The 20,795-nt window shown below is 71.4% G+C and carries 19 protein-coding genes and 1 pseudogene; 12 read left to right on the plus strand and 8 right to left on the minus strand.

Annotation, left to right across the window (positions count from 1 at the left end):
• Positions 1-114: 114 nt before the first annotated feature.
• Positions 115-1,221 carry a mechanosensitive ion channel family protein gene (locus ACIBTS_RS18115; RefSeq protein ID WP_399320442.1) on the minus strand — a complete coding sequence of 369 codons (1,107 nt, stop codon included), beginning with the start codon at positions 1,219-1,221 and terminating at the stop codon, positions 115-117.
• 324 nt (positions 1,222-1,545) lie between these two features.
• Here ACIBTS_RS18115 and ACIBTS_RS18120 point away from each other — a divergent pair, with 324 nt between their 5' ends.
• Positions 1,546-2,082: an HNH endonuclease gene (locus ACIBTS_RS18120; protein ID WP_069772758.1), complete on the plus strand. Its 537-nt coding sequence runs from the start codon at positions 1,546-1,548 to the stop codon at positions 2,080-2,082.
• Positions 2,083-2,244: 162 nt separating this feature from the next.
• Here the strand turns inward: ACIBTS_RS18120 and ACIBTS_RS18125 are convergent, their stop codons facing one another.
• Together ACIBTS_RS18125 and ACIBTS_RS18130 are read right to left on the minus strand one after the other, a co-directional pair.
• Positions 2,245-2,598: a hypothetical protein gene (locus tag ACIBTS_RS18125; protein ID WP_399320444.1), complete on the minus strand. Its 354-nt coding sequence runs from the start codon at positions 2,596-2,598 to the stop codon at positions 2,245-2,247.
• The gene (locus ACIBTS_RS18130; RefSeq protein WP_399320505.1) at positions 2,595-3,029 is read right to left on the minus strand and encodes an ATP-binding protein; all 435 of its coding nucleotides are present in this window, start codon (positions 3,027-3,029) and stop codon (positions 2,595-2,597) included. The genes ACIBTS_RS18125 and ACIBTS_RS18130 overlap by 4 nt, the downstream gene beginning before the upstream one ends.
• On the opposite strand from ACIBTS_RS18130, the pseudogene ACIBTS_RS18135 reads away from it, so the two are divergent.
• From ACIBTS_RS18135 to malQ, 4 genes and pseudogenes are all read left to right on the plus strand, one after another.
• Positions 2,920-3,684, plus strand: a pseudogene (locus ACIBTS_RS18135) (helix-turn-helix domain-containing protein); the annotation flags it as partial. The gene ACIBTS_RS18130 and the pseudogene ACIBTS_RS18135 sit on opposite strands and share 110 nt — an antisense overlap.
• Positions 3,685-3,812: 128 nt before the next feature.
• Positions 3,813-4,010, plus strand: a complete 198-nt coding sequence (locus ACIBTS_RS18140; RefSeq protein ID WP_399320446.1) for a DUF397 domain-containing protein — start codon at positions 3,813-3,815, stop codon at positions 4,008-4,010.
• A 174-nt stretch (positions 4,011-4,184) separates the two neighbouring features.
• On the plus strand, positions 4,185-4,412 hold the full coding sequence (locus ACIBTS_RS18145; RefSeq protein WP_399320448.1) for a hypothetical protein: 228 nt from the start codon (positions 4,185-4,187) through the stop codon (positions 4,410-4,412).
• 2 nt (positions 4,413-4,414) lie between these two features.
• Positions 4,415-6,523 (plus strand): 4-alpha-glucanotransferase, encoded by a 2,109-nt coding sequence (malQ, locus tag ACIBTS_RS18150; RefSeq protein WP_399320450.1) that lies wholly within the window; start codon positions 4,415-4,417, stop codon positions 6,521-6,523.
• 47 nt (positions 6,524-6,570) lie between these two features.
• Here the strand turns inward: malQ and ACIBTS_RS18155 are convergent, their stop codons facing one another.
• Positions 6,571-6,978: a hypothetical protein gene (locus ACIBTS_RS18155; protein ID WP_399320452.1), complete on the minus strand. Its 408-nt coding sequence runs from the start codon at positions 6,976-6,978 to the stop codon at positions 6,571-6,573.
• Positions 6,968-7,459, minus strand: a complete 492-nt coding sequence (locus ACIBTS_RS18160) for a cupredoxin domain-containing protein (RefSeq protein WP_399320454.1) — start codon at positions 7,457-7,459, stop codon at positions 6,968-6,970. Before ACIBTS_RS18160 ends, ACIBTS_RS18155 begins: the two co-directional genes overlap by 11 nt.
• A 148-nt stretch (positions 7,460-7,607) precedes the next feature.
• Between ACIBTS_RS18160 and ACIBTS_RS18165 the strand changes: the two genes are divergently transcribed.
• The 4 genes from ACIBTS_RS18165 to ACIBTS_RS18180 all read left to right on the plus strand — a co-directional run bounded on the left by ACIBTS_RS18165 (position 7,608) and on the right by ACIBTS_RS18180 (position 11,410).
• Complete coding sequence (locus ACIBTS_RS18165; protein WP_399320456.1) at positions 7,608-8,189, plus strand: RNA polymerase sigma factor; 582 nt, start codon at positions 7,608-7,610, stop codon at positions 8,187-8,189.
• Entirely contained in the window at positions 8,182-8,919 is a 738-nt protein-coding gene (locus ACIBTS_RS18170; protein WP_399320458.1) for a hypothetical protein, read from the plus strand. The genes ACIBTS_RS18165 and ACIBTS_RS18170 overlap by 8 nt, the downstream gene beginning before the upstream one ends.
• A 69-nt stretch (positions 8,920-8,988) precedes the next feature.
• Positions 8,989-9,276, plus strand: a complete 288-nt coding sequence (locus ACIBTS_RS18175) for a hypothetical protein (protein WP_399320459.1) — start codon at positions 8,989-8,991, stop codon at positions 9,274-9,276.
• A 205-nt stretch (positions 9,277-9,481) separates the two neighbouring features.
• Entirely contained in the window at positions 9,482-11,410 is a 1,929-nt protein-coding gene (locus ACIBTS_RS18180; RefSeq protein ID WP_399320461.1) for a hypothetical protein, read from the plus strand.
• Between the two features lie 63 nt (positions 11,411-11,473).
• Here ACIBTS_RS18180 and pepN read toward each other — a convergent pair whose 3' ends face one another.
• Complete coding sequence (gene pepN / locus ACIBTS_RS18185; protein WP_399320462.1) at positions 11,474-14,041, minus strand: aminopeptidase N; 2,568 nt, start codon at positions 14,039-14,041, stop codon at positions 11,474-11,476.
• 112 nt (positions 14,042-14,153) lie between these two features.
• Between pepN and ACIBTS_RS18190 the strand changes: the two genes are divergently transcribed.
• On the plus strand, positions 14,154-14,627 hold the full coding sequence (locus tag ACIBTS_RS18190; protein ID WP_399320463.1) for a DUF1203 domain-containing protein: 474 nt from the start codon (positions 14,154-14,156) through the stop codon (positions 14,625-14,627).
• A 6-nt stretch (positions 14,628-14,633) separates the two neighbouring features.
• Here ACIBTS_RS18190 and ACIBTS_RS18195 read toward each other — a convergent pair whose 3' ends face one another.
• The gene (locus ACIBTS_RS18195) at positions 14,634-15,650 is read right to left on the minus strand and encodes an aspartate-semialdehyde dehydrogenase (RefSeq protein WP_079662223.1); all 1,017 of its coding nucleotides are present in this window, start codon (positions 15,648-15,650) and stop codon (positions 14,634-14,636) included.
• Between the two features lie 236 nt (positions 15,651-15,886).
• Here ACIBTS_RS18195 and ACIBTS_RS18200 point away from each other — a divergent pair, with 236 nt between their 5' ends.
• Together ACIBTS_RS18200 and ACIBTS_RS18205 are read left to right on the plus strand one after the other, a co-directional pair.
• Entirely contained in the window at positions 15,887-16,423 is a 537-nt protein-coding gene (locus ACIBTS_RS18200) for a sigma-70 family RNA polymerase sigma factor (RefSeq protein WP_319674468.1), read from the plus strand.
• Position 16,424: 1 nt separating this feature from the next.
• Positions 16,425-17,231, plus strand: a complete 807-nt coding sequence (locus ACIBTS_RS18205; RefSeq protein ID WP_399320466.1) for a hypothetical protein — start codon at positions 16,425-16,427, stop codon at positions 17,229-17,231.
• Positions 17,232-17,309: 78 nt separating this feature from the next.
• Here ACIBTS_RS18205 and ACIBTS_RS18210 read toward each other — a convergent pair whose 3' ends face one another.
• On the minus strand, positions 17,310-20,654 hold the full coding sequence (locus ACIBTS_RS18210) for a S8 family serine peptidase (protein ID WP_399320467.1): 3,345 nt from the start codon (positions 20,652-20,654) through the stop codon (positions 17,310-17,312).
• Positions 20,655-20,795: the final 141 nt, after the last annotated feature.

The raw sequence follows: 20,795 nt of genomic DNA on the forward strand, positions 1-20,795 counted from the left end.
CAGGAACGTAAGCCCGGCACGAAGGGGGCGTCAAGGCGCGAAACGGCAAACGCCCCCGAGGCAACAGAGTCGTTACCTCGGGGGCGTGGGGCGGATGCCCGCGCGGGTTGTCTCTTACTTCGCCTGAGGCGTCGTCGCCCGCTGCGGAGTGATCGGTGTCGCCGCCTCGTGCTGCGGGGAGTCCGCGTTGGAGAACACGGACGGCGCCGCGACCGCGTCCGTCGGGTCGGCCGGGTCCGCCGTGAGGAGGGCGGTCTCGCCGCCCACGATGCGGATGTCGGCCGCGTCGAAGGCGCGCTTGACGCGCCAGCGCAGCTCCCGCTCGACCGAGAGGGCCTTGCCCGGCATCGTCTTCGCAGAGACGCGGACCACCATCGAGTCCAGCAGGACGCTGTCCAGGCCGAGGACCTCGATCGGGCTCCACAGGAGCTCGTTCCAGGGCTCTTCCTTGCTCATCTTCTCGGCGACCTCGTCCAGCGTGGCCTTGAGCCGGTCGAGGTCCTCGGACGCCTTGACGGTGACGTCGACGCCGGCCGTCGCCCAGCCCTGCGAGAGGTTGCCGATCCGCTTGACCTCGCCGTTGCGGACGTACCAGATCTCACCGTTGGCGCCGCGCAGCTTGGTCACGCGCAGGCCCACCTCTATGACCTCGCCGGTGGCCACGCCCGCGTCGATCTGGTCGCCGACGCCGTACTGGTCCTCAAGGATCATGAAGACGCCGGAGAGGAAGTCCGTGACCAGGTTGCGCGCGCCGAAACCGATCGCCACGCCCGCGACACCCGCGGAGGCCAGCAGCGGGGCGAGGTTGATCTCGAATGTGGCCAGAACCATCAGTGCGGCCGTGCCGAGGATCAGGAAACTCGCCACCGAACGCAGCACCGAGCCGATCGCCTGCGAGCGCTGACGACGCCGCTCGGTGTTGACCAGCAGCCCGCCCAGCGCCGTCCCGTCGACCGACGCCACGGTGCGGTTCATCCGGTCGATCAGCTTGGTGATCGCCCGCTGCACCACCACTCTCAGCACCACGGCGATGGCGAGGATCAGCAGGACCCTCAGGCCGATCGCCAGCCACGTCGACCAGTTCTGCTCGACCCAGCTGGCCGCGTTCGTCGCGCTCTCCTGGGCGTCCTGAAGGGACGGGACCGTCACCGCGGTCGGCGACTCCGAGGGAGTCGGCGACGGAGAGGCGTCGGCGGCCAGTAGGACGGCGGGCAAGGACACGGCAGGTACCTCCAGGTGCTGCACTGCTCCATCCGGTGCGGCGGTCAAGGGCGACACGCGCTGCGAGGTCACGGAAAGGTCACCGGAAAGGCAGAACCACCACACTAACGGGGCATTGTGAGTGGTTCGGCGAGATACGTGAAGGAGAGACGGTCCTCACCTGCGCTTGAACCGGCCATGATCCTGGGGAGAAATCAGGGTGTGGTCGAAAACACTCCCAGCCCGTTACCGGGACATGGTGGCGCGTCCACCAGGCAAGAGGAGAGACTGACTGCAGATCGTCCCGGCGCGAGCCACGCGCCGCCGACGCCCAAGGAGGCATCCGTGCCGCATGTCCTGGTCCTCAACGCGTCGTACGAGCCGCTCGGCGTCGTACCGCTCCGCCGCGCGCTCATCCTCGTCCTGGAGAACAAGGCAGTCTCCCTGGAGGAATCCGGCGCCTTCATGCACAGCGCGACCGTCACAGTCCCCGCACCCAGCGTGGTCCGGCTCAAGCGATTCGTCCGGGTTCCCTATCGGGGGCCCGTTCCTCTCACCCGTCGGGCGCTGTTCGCCCGGGACGGGGGCCGGTGCATGTACTGCGGTGGCGTCGCAACCAGCGTCGACCACGTCATCCCGCGCAGCCGCGGGGGCAAACACGTGTGGGACAACGTCGTGGCGTCCTGCCGTCGCTGCAACCACGTCAAGGCCGACCGGCACCTCGTCGAGATCGGCTGGCGGCTGCGCCACAAACCCGCTCCCCCCTCCGGCCTCGCCTGGCGCATCATCGGCACGGGCCATAGGGATCCGCGCTGGCTGCCGTACTTGCAGCCGTACGGCGCGGACGACGCCCTGGCCCGGATCGACGGCATCTCCGCCTAGCGATCCGGGCTTTTGCATGCCCCGTGGCGCCGCCCACAGACCGGCACGGCCACGGGGCCCTTCGGGACGCGCCGGCCTCATGAGCAGACCGCGGCTCTCTCGGCGCGGGCCGTCTCCGGGAGCCCGTCCAGCAGGTCGTCCTGGAACGGCTCTCAGTGCCAGTCAGCCACCGGCGACCTCGCGGTGCGCCGCGCGGACGATCTCCCCGGCTTCGCGGATGGCGCGGTCACGTACGTCGGGGTCCGGATCGCTGACGGCCTGCTCAGCGGTGTGCAGGCGGCGGGCGGTCTCGGGGCACCTCTCGATCTCGACGACGACGCCCCACTCCCGGTAGAACATCCGGATCGGTGCGACGCTGTCCTCGTCCCCGGCCCGTACGAAAGCTCGCTGAAGGCCCTCGAAGAACTCGGGCGACAGGGAGGGCACGACCGCCGCCACCGCCTGCCGCAGCGCGAGAAGCGTCGGCTCGGGCCGCGGAATGAGCGGAGCGGTCCCGTCCGCGTACGGCATGGTCATCGGCCTTCCCTCCTCCCCGGCATCAGCGGATCGCCGCCGCAGAGGGCGAGGGCGAGTCCCCACTGCGCCCAGACCGTCTTGCCGACCCCGGGGCGCGGGTGCACGCCCCAGTCGTCGGCGAGCGTCCCGACCAGGGTCAGTCCCCGCCCGAACCGGTCCTCGCAGGTCGCCTCGCGCGAGACCGGCTGCCGCTCGCCACGCGGGTCGCTGACCTCCACCCGGAGGGTCGCGGCGGTCGTGGTGAGGCGCACGCGGATGAGCCGGTCACGCAGGCTGCCGTGCAGCAGGGCGTTGGTGATCAGCTCCGACGTGACGATGCCGATGTCCCCGGCGCGGGAGTGGAACCCCCAGTCGCCGGCCAGCCGGGCGGCACGGGTCCTGGCGCGCAGGCTCGGTGCAGAACTGCTGCGCCTGCGCGACGCTGCCGGCAAGACCCAGCAACAGGCCGCGGAGTCCATCAATGCGACCGGCACCAAGATCGTGAAGATGGAGCGGGGCTGGGTGCCGATGCGGGACCCGGACATTCGGGTGCTGTGTGAGTTCTACGGCCTGGGTGACCCCAAAACCCTGGCCCGCCTTTTGGACCTGGCCAGGTTGGACCGGGATCGCCGCAAGGCGAACGGTTGGTGGCGGCGCTCGCTCGATCCTGGGACGCTGGCCGAGTACGTTGCCATGGAGGATGTCGTGAGCCGCATCCGTAACTGGCAGTCCTCACTCATCCCTGGGCTCTTCCAGATCCGCGAGTACACGCGTGCGCTGGGAGTGGCCGACGGCACTTGGGATGATCCCGACCAGATCGAACGCTGGGTGGAGGTCAAGCAAAGGCGTCAAGAGCGGCTGTTTGGCGAACGGCCCGTCCAACTGCATGCCATGGTCTGGGAAGCCGCGCTGAGGCAACAGGTCGGTGGGTCCGCCGTGATGCCAGCCCAACTGGAACGGCTGCTGGAACTCGCAGAACTGCCCAACGTTCACCTACAGGTGCTTCCGTTCCGGACGGGCGCTCACCCGTGCATCGCAGGCCCGTTCAGCATCATGTCCTTCAACGAACCCGAGGCTCTGGATGTGGTCCAAGTGGACACGGTGACCGGAACGGATTGGGTGGAGAACAGGGCGCAGGCTGATCTCTACGGTGCCTTGTTCGATCGTACCGGCTCAGTCTGGCCCCACACGATTCCGCCGCGCTTATCGGCAGTCTCTGCAAGGAGGTGTGAACTGTGCCCGAGTTCGCCTTTGAGAAGTCCAGCTACAGCAACCTCACCGGCGAATGCGTCGAAGTCGCCCGCAACACCCCCACCACCGTCGCCGTACGCGACTCCAAAACCCCCGACGGCCCCATACTCCGCCTCACCCCCACCGCCTGGGCGGCGTTCCTCTGCGTCCACCGGACCTGCCCGGAGTCGCGATCTCGTTGATCAAAGCCGGGTAGGGCCGGCCCGCCCGGCCCCGCTCGGAACCGGAGATCATCCCGGTGCGCCGATGGAAGGCAGCAAGGAATGTGGTGAAGTTGAATGACGTCAAGACATCTGTCGGACGTCTGCCATCGCGCTCACTGGGTAGGCCTGCGGTAGCCGACGCAGTACCACGCCATGATCCACCAGGAGGTTCCCGTGATCGCACCGGCCCACTCCAAACGCCCGGCGGAGCCTTCCGCCGATGCACCCGTCGCCCTCGCCGACCCCCACCTGTGCGCGTTCAGCGCCGAAGGGACGTGCGTGGAACCCCCGCTGACCAGCGAACCTCCGCTGCCCGACGCCGAGCCCCTGACCAGTGAGCCGCCGCTCGGCGTCGTGGACTCCGGCTCCACGAGGCCGTAGCGATGACCGCGCCACCCGGAGAGGAGCTTGCCCGGCTCGCCGCGCTGCACGGCGTCGGCACGTCCTACCAGCCCTCCCCGGACCGTACGGTCACGGCCTCGGCCGCCGCGGTCACCCGCGCCCTGGCCGCCCTCGGCGTCGGCGCGGACACCCCGCAGGCCGTCCGCGCCGCGCTCGCCGCCCGGGAACGGGAACTGCGCGAGCGACTGCTGCCGCCGACGGTGGTGTGCTGGAGCGGCAGCCCGTGCGAGGCGCTCACCGCCCTCCCCGAGGGCAGTCGGCTCGACGTCGAGACCGAGCAGGGCGAGAGCCACCACGCGATCGGACAAGCGAACAGCCAAGCGATCGGCCAAGCGATCGATCAACTCCCGCTCGGGGTACACCAGTTGACGGTCACTGCACCTGACGGACGGACCGGCGTCGCCCACCTCGTCGTCGCCCCGCCCCGCCTGCCCACGCCCGCGCCCACGGGGCGCTCGTACGGACTCCTCGTCCAGCTGTACTCCCTCCTCTCCCGCCGCTCCTGGGGCATGGGCGACCTTGGCGACCTCGGTGAGCTGACCGCCTGGGCCGGACGGGCGCTCGATGCCGGGTTCGTGCAGGTCAACCCGTTGCACGCGGCCGTGCCCGGCGCCCCGACCGACCCCTCGCCCTACCGGCCCTCCTCGCGCCGCTTCCCCGACCCGGTGCACCTGCGCGTCGAGGACGTCCCCGAGTACGCGTACCTCGTCCAGGAGCAGGCCGACCGGATGGGATCGCTGTCCGAGCGCGCCGGGCGGTTGCGGGAGACCGTGCTGGAAAAAGGGGAGTTGATCGACCGGGACGCCGTGTGGGAGCTCAAGCGGGAGGCTCTGGAACTTCTCGCCCGTATGCCGCTCGGGCCCGGCCGGCGCGCCGCCTACTGCGATTTTCTCGCCGAGCAGGGCCAGGCCCTGGAGGACCACGCCACCTGGTGCGCCCTCGCCGAGGTGCACGGACCGCGGTGGCGGCAGTGGCCGTCCGGTCTGCGCGACCCGCGCTCCGCCGAGACCGACCGTGCCCGCGGGGAGTTGATGGATCGAGTCGACTTCCACTCCCGTCTCGCCTGGCTCACCGACGCCCAGCTCACCGCCGTCCAGCGCGCCGCGCGCGAGGCGGGCATGCCCGTCGGGATCGTCCACGACCTGGCGGTCGGCGTGCATCCCGAGGGCGCCGACGCGTGGGCGCAGCAGGAGTACTTCGCGGCCGGGATGTCGGTCGGCGCCCCGCCGGACGCCTTCAACGCCCGCGGCCAGGACTGGGGCCTGCCGCCCTGGCGCCCCGACCGGCTGGCCGCGTCCGGCTACGCCCCCTACCGGCGACTGCTCAGGGCCCTCTTCCGCTACGCCGGCGCCCTGCGCATCGACCACGTCATGGGCCTGTTCCGCCTCTGGTGGGTCCCGCAGGGCGAACCGCCCACGGAGGGCACGTACGTCCGTTACGACGCCGAGGCCATGCTCGCCGTCCTGGTGCTGGAGGCCTCGCGGGCCGGTTCGGTGGTGATCGGCGAGGACCTCGGCACCGTCGAGCCGGGCGTCCGGGAGGCGCTGCGTGAGCGCGGGGTGCTCGGCACGTCCGTCCTGTGGTTCGAGCGGGACTGGGACGGCGACGGACGCCCGCTGCCCCCCGACCGCTGGCGCGCCGACTGCCTGGCCACCGCCACCACCCACGACCTGCCGTCCACCGCCGCCCGACTCACCGGCGAGCACGTCGAACTCCGCGACCGGCTGGACCTGTTGACCCGGCCCCTGGAGGAAGAGCGCGCCGAGGCGGCCAATGACACGGCGGAGTGGCTGGCCCTGCTCGCCCGCCTCGGGCTGCTGGCCGGCACCGGCGGCGGCAGCGACCGCGCCTCGGAGGAGGCCCAGGTCCAGGCCGTCCACCGGTTCCTGGCGAGCACCCCCGCCCGCATGATCGGCGTCTGGCTCCCGGACGGCGTCGGCGACCGCCGCCCGCAGAACCTTCCCGGCACCTGGGACCAGTACCCGAACTGGCGTCTGCCGATCGCGGACGCGGACGGCCGTCCCGTCACCCTGGAACAGCTCGCGGCCTCGCCGCGACTGCGGGCGCTGATCGACGTCCTGCGGGGGTAAGACCACGCGTCGGGCGCCGCCTGGCGCACCGTTCCGCTGCCGAGGACTCATCGGTCATGTCCGGTCCGGCCGTGTCTGGTCAGCAGGGCCAGGGCCGCCAACAGAACGCACCCTGCGGCTTCGACGGCGAGGGTGGGCTTGACCAGGTTCGCGTCGAGTGTCTCCTTGAACCCGAAGAGACCGGCGGTGAGGCTGACGATCAGGGCCGCCAGGGTGCCGGCCGTGAAGAGCGCTCCCAGCGTCGCGAGGGCGGGCAGGAGGCGGGTGGGTGTGATCAGCAGCGACAGCGCGAGCAGCCCGGCCCCGATCGCGTTGAGCAGGAACAGCGGGCCGATCATGTCCAGCTGGCGGTAGCCGTCGTACCAGAGGCGCAGGTGGATCGCGCCCATGGCCGCGACCGTTCCCGCCGCGGCCGACCGGAGGGCGACGATCGCGATCGTGCGCTCAGTAGCCATTGCCGTTGGTCGTGTTGGTGCCGTGGCCCGTCGAGGCGGTGCCGCCCACGGTGAGCTCGGTCTTCATGCCGAGGTCCTTGTGGCCGTCGACGGGGCAGTAGACCTGGAACCGGCCGTTCTTGAGCGAGACGGTGAGGTTCGCCGACTCTCCGGGCGTCAGCGTCCGCGTCCGCTGTTCCGTTCCGGAACCGTCGATCTCCATGGCGTGGTCGTGATGGCCGTCGTTGTGGACGACGAACGTGTACGTGCCCGCCTTCAACGTCCTCGTGGACAGCTCCATCCTGAAGTCGACCAGCTTCACGGCCACCCGGCCGGCCGCCGGCTTGCCACTCTGGTCCGGGGCCGACGGTGACGAGCCACCCCCGTTACCGCCTCCGCCTCCGCCTCCGCCCCCGCACGCCACGAGGAGGCCCGCCAGTGCCCCGGCGGCCAGCCCGGGCCCGGCGGTCCTGCGCACGAATGTCATGAGCGTCGTCGCCATGTCTCGGCCCTCCGTGAGAAATCGTTCCTGACCAGACATACGGACGGACCGCGCCAGGAGATTGCCCACAAGGAAGTCGGAGAATGGGGATATGGTCCCGCGGGCAGCGGGGGGAATCCGTTCGGCGAGGTTCGCCGTATCCACTGGTATGCGGAGATTGGGCCTACCACTCGGCCGGCTCTCGGACGAGGCGCTGCTCGCGGGAATGGCGACCGGCGCCCCGGAGGTCGCCCTCGCGTTCGTCCGCCGGTTCCAGCGGATGGTCTTCGGCATCGCCGTCGCGGTCGTCGACGACCCCCAGCTCGCCGAGGACATCGCCCAGCAGGCCTTCGAAAGGGCGTGGCGTCATGCGCAGGTCTACGACTCCCGGCGTGGATCGGTGAAGACCTGGCTGGCGACCATCACGCACAACCTGGCGATCGACGCCGTCCGGGCGCGCAAGGCGACCCCGGTGGCCCCCGAGGACCTCGACGCCCTGCTCGGCGTGGTGACCCGGACGCCCGAGCAGTCGGCACTGGCCGACGAGACGGCGTCCCGGATCAGGGCCGCGGTGGCGGACCTGCCGCGCCAGCAGGCGCGCGCCGTGGTCATGGCCGGGATCTACGGGATGACCGCACGCCAGATCTCCGAGTTCGAGGGGATTCCCCTGGGCACGGCGAAGACACGGATCAGGACGGCGATGGGAAAACTACGGACGGTTCTGGGACCCGAGCGAGCCGATCATGACTGACAGGGACTGCACATGGCTGAGGGCCGTCGCCGACGAGCTGGCGCTGGGCATCCTCCCCGGTCAGGAGCGCGCCGAGGCCATCGCCCACCTGGACCGCTGCCCCGCCTGCCGGGAGCACGTGGAGCAGCTGACGCTCGTCGGAGACGGACTGCTCTCCCTCCTTCCGGACAGCGAGCCGCCCGTCGGCTTCGAGACCCGGGTGACGGAACGGCTGGGCCTGAACCGGCCGGCGCGACGACGGCGACCACGGGCCGGCGTGGCGGTCGCGGCCGCCGCCGCGATCGCCCTCGGGTTCGGCTTCGGCGGCTGGGCCGTCGGTACGGCCATCGAGGGAGCGCCGGCTCCCTCCTCGCGGAGTTCGCAGCCGCCCGGCTCCGAGCACGGGCTGGTCGCGGCGTCTCTGCTGACCCCCGACCACCGCCCGGTCGGCCGGATCTTCGCCTACACCGGATCCCCGGGCTGGGTCTACATGTCGGTGCACCTCGGCCGGGCCGAGGACGGGTCCCGGGCCGCGGGCTCGGGCGACGGATATCCGGAGGCCGTGAAGGTCAGCTGCCGATTGGAGCGTACGGACGGCACGTCGGTGCGCATCGGGGAGTTCTCCCTCGACGACGCCGGCCAGGGCTACTGGGGAGCCCCGATGCGTGTCGACCCGGGCACGGTGTCGGGCGCCCGGCTGCTGGCCGCGGACGGCTCCGTGGTGGCCACGGCCCACTTCGCGGGCGCGTGATCGCGGCCCCGGCCGCCATACGGCACCCCGGGCGCGCGCCCTCCGACACCGTTCGCTAACTTGGGCACCGTGGACAAGAAGAACGCCCTGCGCGCCGGCGCCCTGGCCGCCGGTACGACGCTGATGATGCTGCTCATGTCGTCCCCCGCCCTCGCGCTGACCCGCGACGACGGCGATGACCCCGGCCCGGGTCTGAGCGTCGGCGAGACGCTGGGCCTCTACGTCCTGGCCCCGCTCGCGATCTTCGCGGCGATCGCCGGACTGGTGTGGGTCCTCGACCGGTCCAAGGACCGGGCCGACACCACCAGCTCCAACATCGCCGTCAAGGCCAAGGAGCAGGCCCAGGCCAAGGCCTAGGCCTGGGCCTGGGCTCGACTCCTCTCCGAGGGCGTCGGCCTCACTCCCGTACGCGCACGCCGTACGTGGTTGAGGCCTGCGCCCTCGACGTGTTCCCGGGGGCGGGGGCCGGGCAGGCGCGGCTGCGGTAATTCCGTCGACAGGGCGCGAGCCCGGCTGGCAGGCTGCCGCACATGACCTACGGAATCGAGTTCCTCACCGCTCGGTGAGCGCCCAGGAAGAGCGCGCCGCACGTGCCGCGCTCCGCCTCTCGCCCGCCCTGTACGACCACGCCCTGCACCTGGTGCACGAGTCCCCGGACGGCCTCCCGTCCGGCCGCGGCTTCGACCTCCCCGTCGTTCCCGACCCGCCTGCCCTGCCCGGCGCGGACGCGGCGCCGCTGTCCCGCAAGGCAGCGCCAGCCGTCCTCGCGGAGGCGTTGCACCCCCTGCCGGACGACCCGGCCGCCCTGCACCGCCGTTTCGCGGAACTCGGCGTGTGGAGCTGTCACCGGCACCTGATCCGGTCCACCGTCGCCGACCTGCCGCTCCCCGCCGACCAGCACGCCGCCGCCCGCACCCTGGCCAGAGCGCTGACCCGGACCGGCACCACCGTGCCCGCCGTCACCGTGGGCCTCGCCCTCCTCACCCGCCTCGGCGAGCCCGAGGACGTCCCGTATCTGTCCACCCTCGGCCTGCTCCGGGCGCTCAACGGCCCGGCGGTCCAGGCCCTCGACACGCTCGACCGGCGGTCCGCCGCCATCGTCGACCTCGTGGTCTCCACCCGCCGCGCCGAACTGCGGTCGCTCGTCCGCGCCCTGGCGGCCAGGGACGGGCAGGCCGTCCGCAGGGAGCTGGTGGCCTTCCCCGCCGAACCCCGTCTCCTCGGCCCCGCGACCGCCCGCCGTGTCGCGGAAGCCGCCCTGCTGCCCGACCTGCTCGCCGAACACCCCGCCGACACGGCCCTGCTCGCCCGGGCGGGCCGCCTCCTCGTCCGGATGGCGTCCGCCCGCGACGAACCGACCGAACTCCTCGCCTACCGCGACGCGACAGGCGTGTACGAAACCGTCGTCAGCCGGGCCGGTCTCCTGCCCCCGACCCTTGAACACCACGCCATGCTTCTCTCCCTCGCCCTCGGCCTGAGCAGCGGAACCGGAGCGCTGCTCGACTGGCCCACCGGCTCCGGTCGCCGCGAGACACTCCTCGCCTCCCTCGGCCGACTGCTGGCCGAGCCCTCCTGGACCCGCCCGACCGACCTCTACACGCACGCCACGCGCGCCACGCGCGCCACGCACGCCACGCACGCCACGCACGCCACGCACGCCGCGCTCGACACGGGCGCGGCGGCCCGACAGTTGTGGGCCGGCTGGATCCGCCGTACCGGGCGGCGGCCCTTCAGCCGCCCGGCCGACGGCAGGCTGCGCATCGAGGTCGTGGCCGGCGACCCCGTGGACCGGGAACCCGTCGAGACCCGCATCCTCCTCGACGGACGTCCCCTCGTCCCGGCCGTCTTCCCGCACGGTCCCGCGGACAGCCCCGAGCGTCTCCTGGACGACGGCCTGCTCCGGGCCGGTCCCGAGCCCCGCCGGGTGCAGCTCGCGGAGGCCTCCTGCACCGAGGGGTGCTGCGGCGCGCTCCACGTCACCATCCGCCGCGACGGCGACCAGGTCGTGTGGGAGGACTGGGAGCGACCCGCCCCGCCGGGCACCCGCGGGCCCGCGCCCGAACTGCCCGCGCGACGGTTCGACGCCGCCGCCTACGACGCGGAGATCGCCCGCGCCGAAGCGGACCGGGAGTGGTCCTGGCCGGCCCGCACCGTGGCCCGGCTGATCAAGGCGGGCCTGGCCGAACGGCCGGAGCTGCTCGCCCGGTGGGACGCGCGCCCGGGTTGGACCGGCAGCGGCTTCCTCGACCCGGACACGGCCGTGGTGACCTTCTGGTACGCGCCGGGACTCGGCACCGGGAAAGCGGACGGCGACGCGCTCCAGTTCCGCTGGATCGTCCCGGACGACGGCGCCCCGCCCGAGGCACAGGCGGCCGCCGCGCTGCGCCGACTGGCCGAGGAGGACCCGAGGACCTACGCCCGTTTCTGCGGCGGCACCCGCGAACGCGCCGAACAACTCGGCTACCCCTGGCCGCCGGAAGACGGGATATGACACAGACGCCGAGGGCGCCCGGTGCGACACCGGGCGCCCTCGGACTCAGACTCGCGGAAGCGGTCAGCGCGCGTCCGCCGCCTGGGCCCGCAGCGCCCGCTCCACGCCCGAGCGGGACTCGGAGACCAGGCGGCGCAGGGCCGCGTTCGGCTCGGCCGAGGCCAGCCAGGCGTCCGTCTTGTCCAGGGTCTCCTGGGAGACCTGGACCGTCGGGTAGAGGCCGATCGCGATCTGCTGCGCGATCTCGTGCGAACGGGTGTCCCAGATGCCCTTGACGACCTCGAAGTACGTGTCGGCGTACGGCGCGAGCAGCTCACGCTGGTCGGTCTGGACGAAGCCGCCGATGACGGCCTCCTGCACGGCGTTCGGCAGCTTGTCGGAGTCGACGACCGACGCCCACGCCTCCGCCTTGGCCTCCGGGGTCGGCCGGGCGGCTCGGGCGGTCGCCGCGTGACGCTCACCGGCGGCCGTCTTGTCGCGCTCGTACTCGCCGGCGATCTCCGCCTCGTCGAACCGGCCGACCGCCGCGAGACGCTGCACGAACGCCCAGCGCAGCTCGGTGTCGACGGCCAGGCCCTCGACCGTCTGCGAGCCGTCCAGCAGGGCCTCCAGGAGGTCCAGCTGCTCCGGGGTGCGGGCCGTGGCCGCGAACGCCCGCGCCCACGCCAGCTGGTGGTCGCTGCCGGCCGCCGCGGACCGCAGGTGGGCCAGCGTGGCGTCCGTCCAGCGGGTCAGCAGGGCCTCGCGGGCGCTCGGGTCGGCGTACAGGTCGACGGCGAGCTTGACCTGCCGCTGCAACGACTGCACGACGCCGATGTCGGACTCCTTGCCGATGCCGGACAGCACCAGGGACAGGTAGTCGTGGGTGGGCAGTTCGGCGTCCCGGGTCATGTCCCAGGCCGACGCCCAGCACAGGGCGCGCGGCAGCGACGACTCGAAGTCGCCGAGGTGCTCGGTCACGAACGCGAGGGACTGCTCGTCCAGGCGGACCTTGGCGTACGACAGGTCGTCGTCATTGAGCAGGACGACGTTCGGACGGCGCTTGCCGACCAGCTGCGGGACGGCCGTCAGCTCGCCGTCGACGTCCAGCTCCACGCGCTCGTCGCGCACCAGCTTGCCGCTGTCGTCGTCGAGGTCGTACAGGCCGACCGCGATGCGGTGCGGGCGCAGTGTGGGCTCGCCCTTCGCGCCGGCCGGGAGCGCGGGGGCCTCCTGGCGGATGGCGAAGGAGGTGATGACGCCGTGGGCGTCCGTCTCGATCTCCGGGCGCAGGATGTTGATGCCGGCGGTCTGCAGCCACTTCTGCGACCAGGTGCCGAGGTCACGGCCGGAGGTCTCCTCCAGCGCGCCCAGCAGGTCGGACAGGCGGGTGTTGCCGAAGGCGTGCCGCTTGAAGTAGGCCTGCACGCCCGCGAAGAACTCGTCCATGCCGACGTACGCCACGAGCTGCTTCAGGACGGACGCGCCCTTGGCGTAGGTGATGCCGTCGAAGTTGACCAGGACGTCGTCCAGGTCGCGGATCTCGGCCATGATCGGGTGGGTGGACGGCAGTTGGTCCTGCCGGTACGCCCACGTCTTCATAGAGTTGGCGAACGTGGTCCACGAGTGCGGCCAGCGCGACTGCGGGGAGTACGCCTGGCAGGCGATGGAGGTGTAGGTGGCGAACGACTCGTTCAGCCACAGGTCGTTCCACCACTCCATGGTGACCAGGTCGCCGAACCACATGTGGGCCAGCTCGTGCAGGATCGTCTCCGCGCGCAGCTCGTACGACGCGTCGGTGACCTTGGAGCGGAACACGTACTGGTCGCGGATGGTGACCGCGCCCGCGTTCTCCATCGCGCCCGCGTTGAACTCCGGCACGAACAGCTGGTCGTACTTCTTGAACGGGTAGGCGTAGTCGAACTTCTCCTGGAACCAGTCGAAGCCCTGCCGGGTGACCTCGAAGATCGCGTCCGAGTCGAGGAACTCGGCGAGGGAGGGCCGGCAGTAGATGCCCAGCGGCACCGACTGCCCGTTCTTCTCGTACACGCTGTGGACGCTGTGGTACGGGCCGACGATGAGCGCGGTGATGTAGGTGGAGATCGGCGGCGTCGGCTCGAACACCCAGACGTCGTCCTTGGGTTCCGGCGTCGGCGAGTTGGAGATGACGGTCCAGCCGGTGGGGGCCTTCACCGTGAACTGGAAGGTCGCCTTCAGGTCCGGCTGCTCGAAGGACGCGAACACGCGACGGGCGTCCGGCACCTCGAACTGCGTGTACAGATAGGCCTGTTCGTCGACCGGGTCGACGAAGCGGTGCAGGCCCTCGCCGGTGTTGGTGTAGGCGCAGTCGGCGACCACGCGCAGGACGTTACGGCCTTCCAGCAGTCCGCAGAGCGCGATCCGGGAGTCCTTGAAGACGTCTTCCGGCTCCAGCGCGTCCCCGTTCAGCGTCACCTCGTGGACGGTCGGGGCCACCAGGTCGATGAAGGACTCGGCGCCGTTCTCGGCCACGTCGAAACGCACCGTGGTCACGGACCGATAGGTCCCGCCCTCCTGCGCGCCGGACAGGTCGAGATCGATCTCGTACGAGTCAACGGTGAGCAGCTTCGCCCGCTGCTGCGCCTCTTCGCGAGTCAGGTTTGTGCCAGGCACGCGGTCATCTCCTCGATTTGTGTCGGTTGCGTCATCCTTCCATGGCATCCGCGGGGAACGCGATGTCCGTTTACCGCCGGTGGGCGGGCCCCGCGCGCGCGACGGTGGACCCATGACGACCTACCTCGCACGGCCCATAGCCCCGACGGTCCTGAAGGAACTGCGCACCGCCGACGACGCCGGCCGGCCCACCGCCGCGTTCACCGACGAGGAGGGCGGCGCGCCCCTGCGCTGCTGCCTGCGCCACAGCAGGACCGGCGAGCGCATCGCGCTCGTCTCCTACGCGCCGCTGCGTCGCTGGGCCGCGGAGACGGGCGCCTGCCCCGGGCCCTACGACGAGCAGGGCCCCGTCTTCGTCCACGCCGAGGAGTGCGCGGGCCCCGAGCCGGACGGTCACCCGTTCGCGAACGCCCACCGGACCGTCCGCCGCTACTCGGCCGACGGCCACATCCTGGGCGGCGAGCTGGTCGAGGCCGCCGACGGCTTCGACGCCGCCTTCCGAAACGCGTTCGACGACCCGGCCGTGGCGTTCGTCCACGTCCGGGCCGTCGAGTACGGCTGCTTCCTCTACGAGGTCAGTCCTTGAGCGTGGTCAGCCCTTGAGCTCGGCCGCCACCAGCTCCGCGATCTGCACCGCGTTCAGAGCGGCGCCCTTGCGGAGGTTGTCGTTGGAGATGAACAGGGCGAGGCCGTGGTCGACCGTCTCGTCCTGGCGGATGCGGCCGACGTAGGACGGGTCCTGACCGGCGGCCTGGAGAGGGGTCGGGATGTCGGACAGGGCGACGCCCGGGGCGCCCGCCAGAAGCTCCGTCGCGCGCTCCACCGACAGAGGGCGCGCGAAACGGGCGTTGACCTGGAGGGAGTGGCCGGAGAACACCGGGACCCGCACACAGGTGCCGGAGACCTTGAGGCCGGGGATCTCCAGGATCTTGCGGGACTCGTTGCGCAGCTTCTGCTCCTCGTCGGTCTCGTGTCGACCGTCGTCGACGATCGAGCCGGCGAGCGGGATCACGTTGAAGGCGATGGGACGCTTGTAGACGCCGGGCTCGGGGAAGTCGACCGCGCCGCCGTCGTGCGTCAGCTTGTCCGCGTCGGCGACGACCTTCTGCGCCTGGCCGTGCAGCTCCGCCACGCCCGCGACACCCGAGCCCGACACCGCCTGGTACGTCGCGACGACCAGCGCCTCCAGGCCGGCCTCCGCGTGCAGCGGCTTCAGGACCGGCATCGCGGCCATCGTCGTGCAGTTCGGGTTGGCGATGATGCCCTTGGGGCGGTCCGCGACCGCGTGCGGGTTCACCTCGGAGACGACCAGCGGGACCTGCGGGTCCTTGCGCCAGGCCGACGAGTTGTCGATCACGACCGCGCCCTGCGAGGCGACCTTCTCGGCCAGTGCCTTCGAGGTCGCGCCGCCCGCGGAGAACAGGACGATGTCCAGGCCCGAGTAGTCGGCCGTCGCCGCGTCCTCGACCGTCACGCCGTCCAGGGTCGAGCCGGCGGAGCGGGCCGACGCGAACAGACGCAGCTCGGTGACCGGGAAGGCGCGCTCCTTGAGGATCCTGCGCATGACCGTGCCGACCTGACCGGTGGCTCCGACGATTCCGACCCTCACGGCGACTCCTCTGTGTCTCTTGCGTGGCTCTTTACGTGCATGGTGCCTGGCCAAGGCTTTTCCATCATGCGGCCGACCCCGGCCCGCCTGTCCAATTTTTTGTCCCGCATGCCCGAGGAATGGGACGCGACGGGCGCCAGTGTGACGTACGCCTCCGCACGATTCCCCGGCGTCTGGCCGAACGTTTCCGCGCCCTGCGGCGTCGTAGATACAGCGTCGGGAGGGGAGGGGTGGCTTTGCTGCGTGGAAGGGCCCGCCGCGCCCAGGGGGACGGGGTCGTGCACGGCGACGATCCTCTGGACGCGGCGCAGGAGCGCCGGGTGCGGGCGGTGCTCGCGCTGGGCGGGGTTCCGCAGTCGGACCTGCCGGACGGGGTACAGCAGGTACGTCTGCGGCTGCTGGAGCGCGCCGCGAAGGGGTACGAGGCCCCGCGCGACGTCTCCGCGTGGGCGGCGGTCGTCGCCTCCAACCTCGCCATGGACTGGCACCGCGCCAAGCGCCGCCAGGAGCGGCTGGGGGAGCGGCTGGCCTCGCTGCGCCAGCACGAGCACCCCTCAGGCGAGGACACCAGCGTGCTCTCCCTCGCCGTCGCCAAGGGCCTGGACGACCTGCCCGACGCCCAGCGTCAGGTCGTCGTCCTGCGCTTCTACGCCGACCTGCCGGTGCGCTCGATAGCCCAGGAGCTGGGAGTTCCTGAAGGCACGGTCAAGAGCCGCCTGCACACGGCGGTACGGGCCCTGCGCGCCCGCCTGCACGAGGACGAGGTGGTGTGACGTGACCGCGGAACACGAGGACCGCGCCGGAGGCGAGAGCGGCGGCGCCGGGCCGGACGCGCTGATGGCGGCGATCACCGACGAGCGGCTGTCCGAGGAGAGCGTCGCGGACGCCGCGTTCATGGCGGAGTACCGCTCGGCGACCGCCGACCTCGCGGTGCTGCGCGAGCAGCTGGGCCTCGTCGCCGGCACCCTGGTCGCGGACACCCCGACGCAACCGTCCCGGGAGACGGCGGCCGAGCCGCCCCCCGCACCCGTACGGCGACTGCCCGCACCCCGCCGGCGCCGCCCCCTGGCCCTGCGCGCCGTGGGCGTCGCCGCCGCCGGTGCGCTGGTCCTCGGGGCCGGCTGGGTGGTCGTCCAGGTCGGGCACGGGGTGAACGGCGGCGCCGACGACAAGGCCTCCGCCGGCGACGCCTCCGCCGCCGAGGCCGAGGGCGGCGACGCGGGCGCCAAGGCGTCCTCGGGCGCCGGCAGCCCCCTGCGCGACCCCGGTTATCTCGCCTGCGCCCGGCTCGTCGTGGAGGGCGACGTGACGGACGTCCGCCGGCTGCCCGGCACGGCCCGCGAACGCGTCACCCTGAGCGTCACGCACGCGTACAAGCCCGCCAAGAGCGCTCCCCAGGTCGACTTCGTCGTGGAGGAGGGCATGGATCCGCTGCTCGACAAGGGCGACCACGTCCTGGTCGCGCTGGCGAAGGGGGCCGACACCCCCGAGGTCTGGGCGGTCGGCGAATCCGAGATCGCCACCGAGCGGGAGGCACTCACCGAGACCCTCCCCGACACGACGGGCGTCGCCTGCGAATAGGACCTGTCCTGGGCCGCGAACGAACGAAGGGCGGGCGCCCGGATGGACGCCCGCCCCTCGGTGCTCGTGCTCAACGTGTTACGGCGTGACCTTCTCGATCGTCACCTTGCCGAGGCCCGCGACGGTGCCCCGCGCGTTCACCAGCTGGACCTGGCCGAACAGGACCCGGCCCGCCGGCGGGACGGACGCGGCGGTGACGGTCGCGGCGACCGTCGTCGAGGCGCCCGTGGCCAGCTTCACCGGCGTCGACTCGTCGACGGTGACGGTGCCGAGCGAGGGCGACAGGAACGCGTCCACGTAGTCGTACGCCGTCGTGCCGGCCGGGACCGAGTAGCCCGCGACCTCGATGGTGTACGTGCCGGCGGCGGGCGACGGGATGGAGACCGCCTCCTCCGCGTCACCGTCGGCCTGCTGCGCGACCTGGTTGCCGTTCGCGTCGTAGACCGTCAGGTCCAGGTCGGCGGAGGCGTCGGAGACGTTGCCGATGGAGACGTCCAGCGACTTGGCACCGGCCGGGACCTCGACCGTGGTGGTCTGGGTCGCGCCGCCCGCGATGGTCGGGCGGGCCGTCTTGGACGAGCCGAGCGGGCCGCCGGCCGGCTTGCCGTCGAAGGCGGCGAAGTTGTTCTTCACCTTCCAGGAGGCGGCGGACGGGGCGCCGACCTTCGCCTCGGGCACGGTCACGGTCTCCGGGTCGAAGGCCACGCCGTAGACGGTGGCGTCCAGCTTGTACGGGTTGTCGAGCAGCGGCGAGGTACGGCGCGACTCGACCTCGATCTCCCAGACCCCGGCCTGCGGGTTCTGGTACGAACGGGCGTCGGGCCGGCACCCGTTGGTGTTGGGGTAGTTGCTGTAGCAGTAGATCGTGGAGGTGTCCTCGACCGCGACGCCGTACGGGTGGATCGAGATGAACCGGGTCTGGCTCTTGTCCTTCAGCCCGCCGATCGCGACCTCGAAGGACTTGGCGCCCTCCGGCACGGTCAGGAAGTACGACTGGAAGCTGTTGCGCTGCACGGTGTTCGACACGTGGAACGTGTGCTTGACCGGCGTCGAGACGACGACCGTGTTGAGGATCTGCTTGTCGAGGCCCTCGGTCTTCGGGTCGTCGACCTCCAGGATGGCGCTGGCGATGCCCGCGGCCTTCGGCTGGGCCTGGATCCTGACCGTCACCGGCTTGTTCAGCGGCAGCTTCACCTCGTCGGAGCCGAGGATCCTGAAGGTGCCGGCCGCGTTGTTCTCGAGGTGCAGCTTGTGGCGGACCGCCTTGTCGGCGCCGGACGTACGGGTGATGGTGACGTCGTACGTCTTCTTCTGCCCGGCCTTCAGGCCGCTCTCGCGGTCGTAGATGCCGGTGCCGAAGCCCGGGGTCTTCAGCGCCTGGTCGAGTGCGGTGTCGACCGGGGCCTTCACCGTGTAGTCGGAGGTCACGGCGTCGCGGGCGGCGGCGCCCTTCCTGATGGACTTCCAGGCGTCCACGATGTTGATGGCGCCGGAGCCCTCCTCGTAGGCCTGCAGACCCTTGATGTGGTCGGCGGTCGAGGTCAGCGCCGTGCGCAGGATCGCCGGGGTGAGCGCGACCCTGGCCTGCTTGGCGGCGGAGATCAGCAGCGCCGAGGCGCCCGCGGCCTGCGGGGAGGCCATCGAGGTGCCCTGCAGCATCGAGTAGCCGGCCGGCAGCGGGTAACCCGCGTCGGCGACCGGGGCGCCCGGCAGCCAGGTCTGGGTGGTGTTGATCGCGGCGCCGGGGGCGACGAGGGTCGGCGTGAAGCCGCCGTCCTCACGCGGGCCGCGCGAGGAGAACGGCAGCAGCGCGTACTTCTTCGTCACCTGCGAGCCGTAGTTGGAGGCCCAGGTCTCCTTGGAGATGGCCGCGCCGACCGAGATCACCTTGTCGGCAAGACCGGGGTCGCCGATGGTGTTCGCGCCGGGGCCCTCGTTGCCCGCGGAGATCACGAGCTGGACGCCGTAGGTGTCGATGAGGCGTGTGTACAGCTCGGCGCGCGCGTTGTTGCCGTCGTTCAGACCCGGCAGACCGCCGATCGACATGTTGACGATGTCGACGCCACGGTTGACGACCAGGTCGATCATGCCCTCGGTGAGGGCGACGTTGGTGCAGCCCGGGCCGAAGATGCAGGCACGGGAGGAGACGATCTTCGCGCCGGGTGCGGCGCCGTTCATCTTTCCGCCGAACAGGCCGTTCGCGGCGGTGATGCCGGCGACGTGCGTGCCGTGCTCGCTGGCGATGAGACCGATGTTGGCGAAGTCGGCCTTCTTGCCGACCCAGTCGCCGCCGAACGGGTCCATCGGCACGTCCTTGCGGATCTGCACGACGAACGGCTGCCGCTCGACGACGTCGGTCGCCGGGTTGTCGGTGCCGAAGTACCCGATCTGGTAGCCGTCCTTGTACGGCTTCATCGCGGTGTCGTCGGTGAAGTCGCCGTTGTTGTTCACGTCGACGGTGACCGTGCCGGCCGCGGCGTCGTACAGGACGCCCCACGCGTCGGTGGTGTCGCCGTCGCGGTTGACGTCGCCCTTGGCGTCGCCGCCCGCGGTGGCGGACTCCCGGAAGAGGTTGATCTGGTACGAGCCGGCCTTCGCCGTCCAGGTGCGGCCGCCGAAGGTGAAGCTGGGCCCGGAGACCGAGGTCGTCATCGGGCGCCACGAGGCGTCGCTGTCGAGGATCGGGTCGGTGGAGGTCACCCAGTCGACGATCTTGCGCTCGCCGGTGGTGGTCTTCTGCAGCGCGGGGTGCGCCAGGTCCACACCGGAGTCGAGGATGCCGATGGTGACACCGCGGCCGTCCGCCTTCGGGTTCTTCTTCACGAAGTCGACGGCGCCCGTCTCGAAGGACGGGTTGTACGGGTTCTTGGCGGGGGTGTTCTTGTTCGGCGCCGGGTAGGTCTTCGTCTTCGACTTCGACGCGGACCGCGCGGACTTGGCGCCCTTCGAGGCCTTCGCGTCCGGCGTCGGGTCGTCGAGGACGATGTCCTGCTTCAGGTCGATGGCGTGCACCGAGGTCAGCTTCGCCGCGGCGGCGATCGCCGAGTCGGCCTTGGCCGTCGGGACGGTGGCGCGGACGTAGCCGACCTTGTCGTAGGACTCGCCGACCGAGCCGCCCTTGACCGCGTCCAGCTCCTTGGCGACCTGCTCGGTCTGGCCGGGGGCGGTCGCGACCATCAGCGTGACGTTCTTGTCGCCGTCGGCCTTCGCCTCGGCGAGCAGGGTGGCGTCGTCGGAGCCGAGCTTGTCGGGGGCGGACTTCACGCCCGGGTCGGCCGAGACCGGGGCCTGGCCGACGTCGCCGGCGAAGGCCATGGGTATCGGCCCGGCCGCGGACAGCGCGGCCACGAGGCCCGCGGCCACGGCTATGCGGGCCACGCGTCTTGTGCCCGATATCGGTTCACGCTGGGGGGTGAGGGTCATCGGCATCCCTTGTAGGTAAAGGAACGAGCAGCACACGACCAGGACGTTCCTGCCTGATCACGGCCGTCCGGAACACGATCCCGGATGACCGCAAAGCTTTACCCAAGGGACTGGTGTTTGGGGAGAGTTGACCGAATCGAT

It is taken from the genome of Streptomyces sp. NPDC050121, from assembly GCF_044460385.1.
Lineage (GTDB): Bacteria > Actinomycetota > Actinomycetes > Streptomycetales > Streptomycetaceae > Streptomyces > Streptomyces soliscabiei.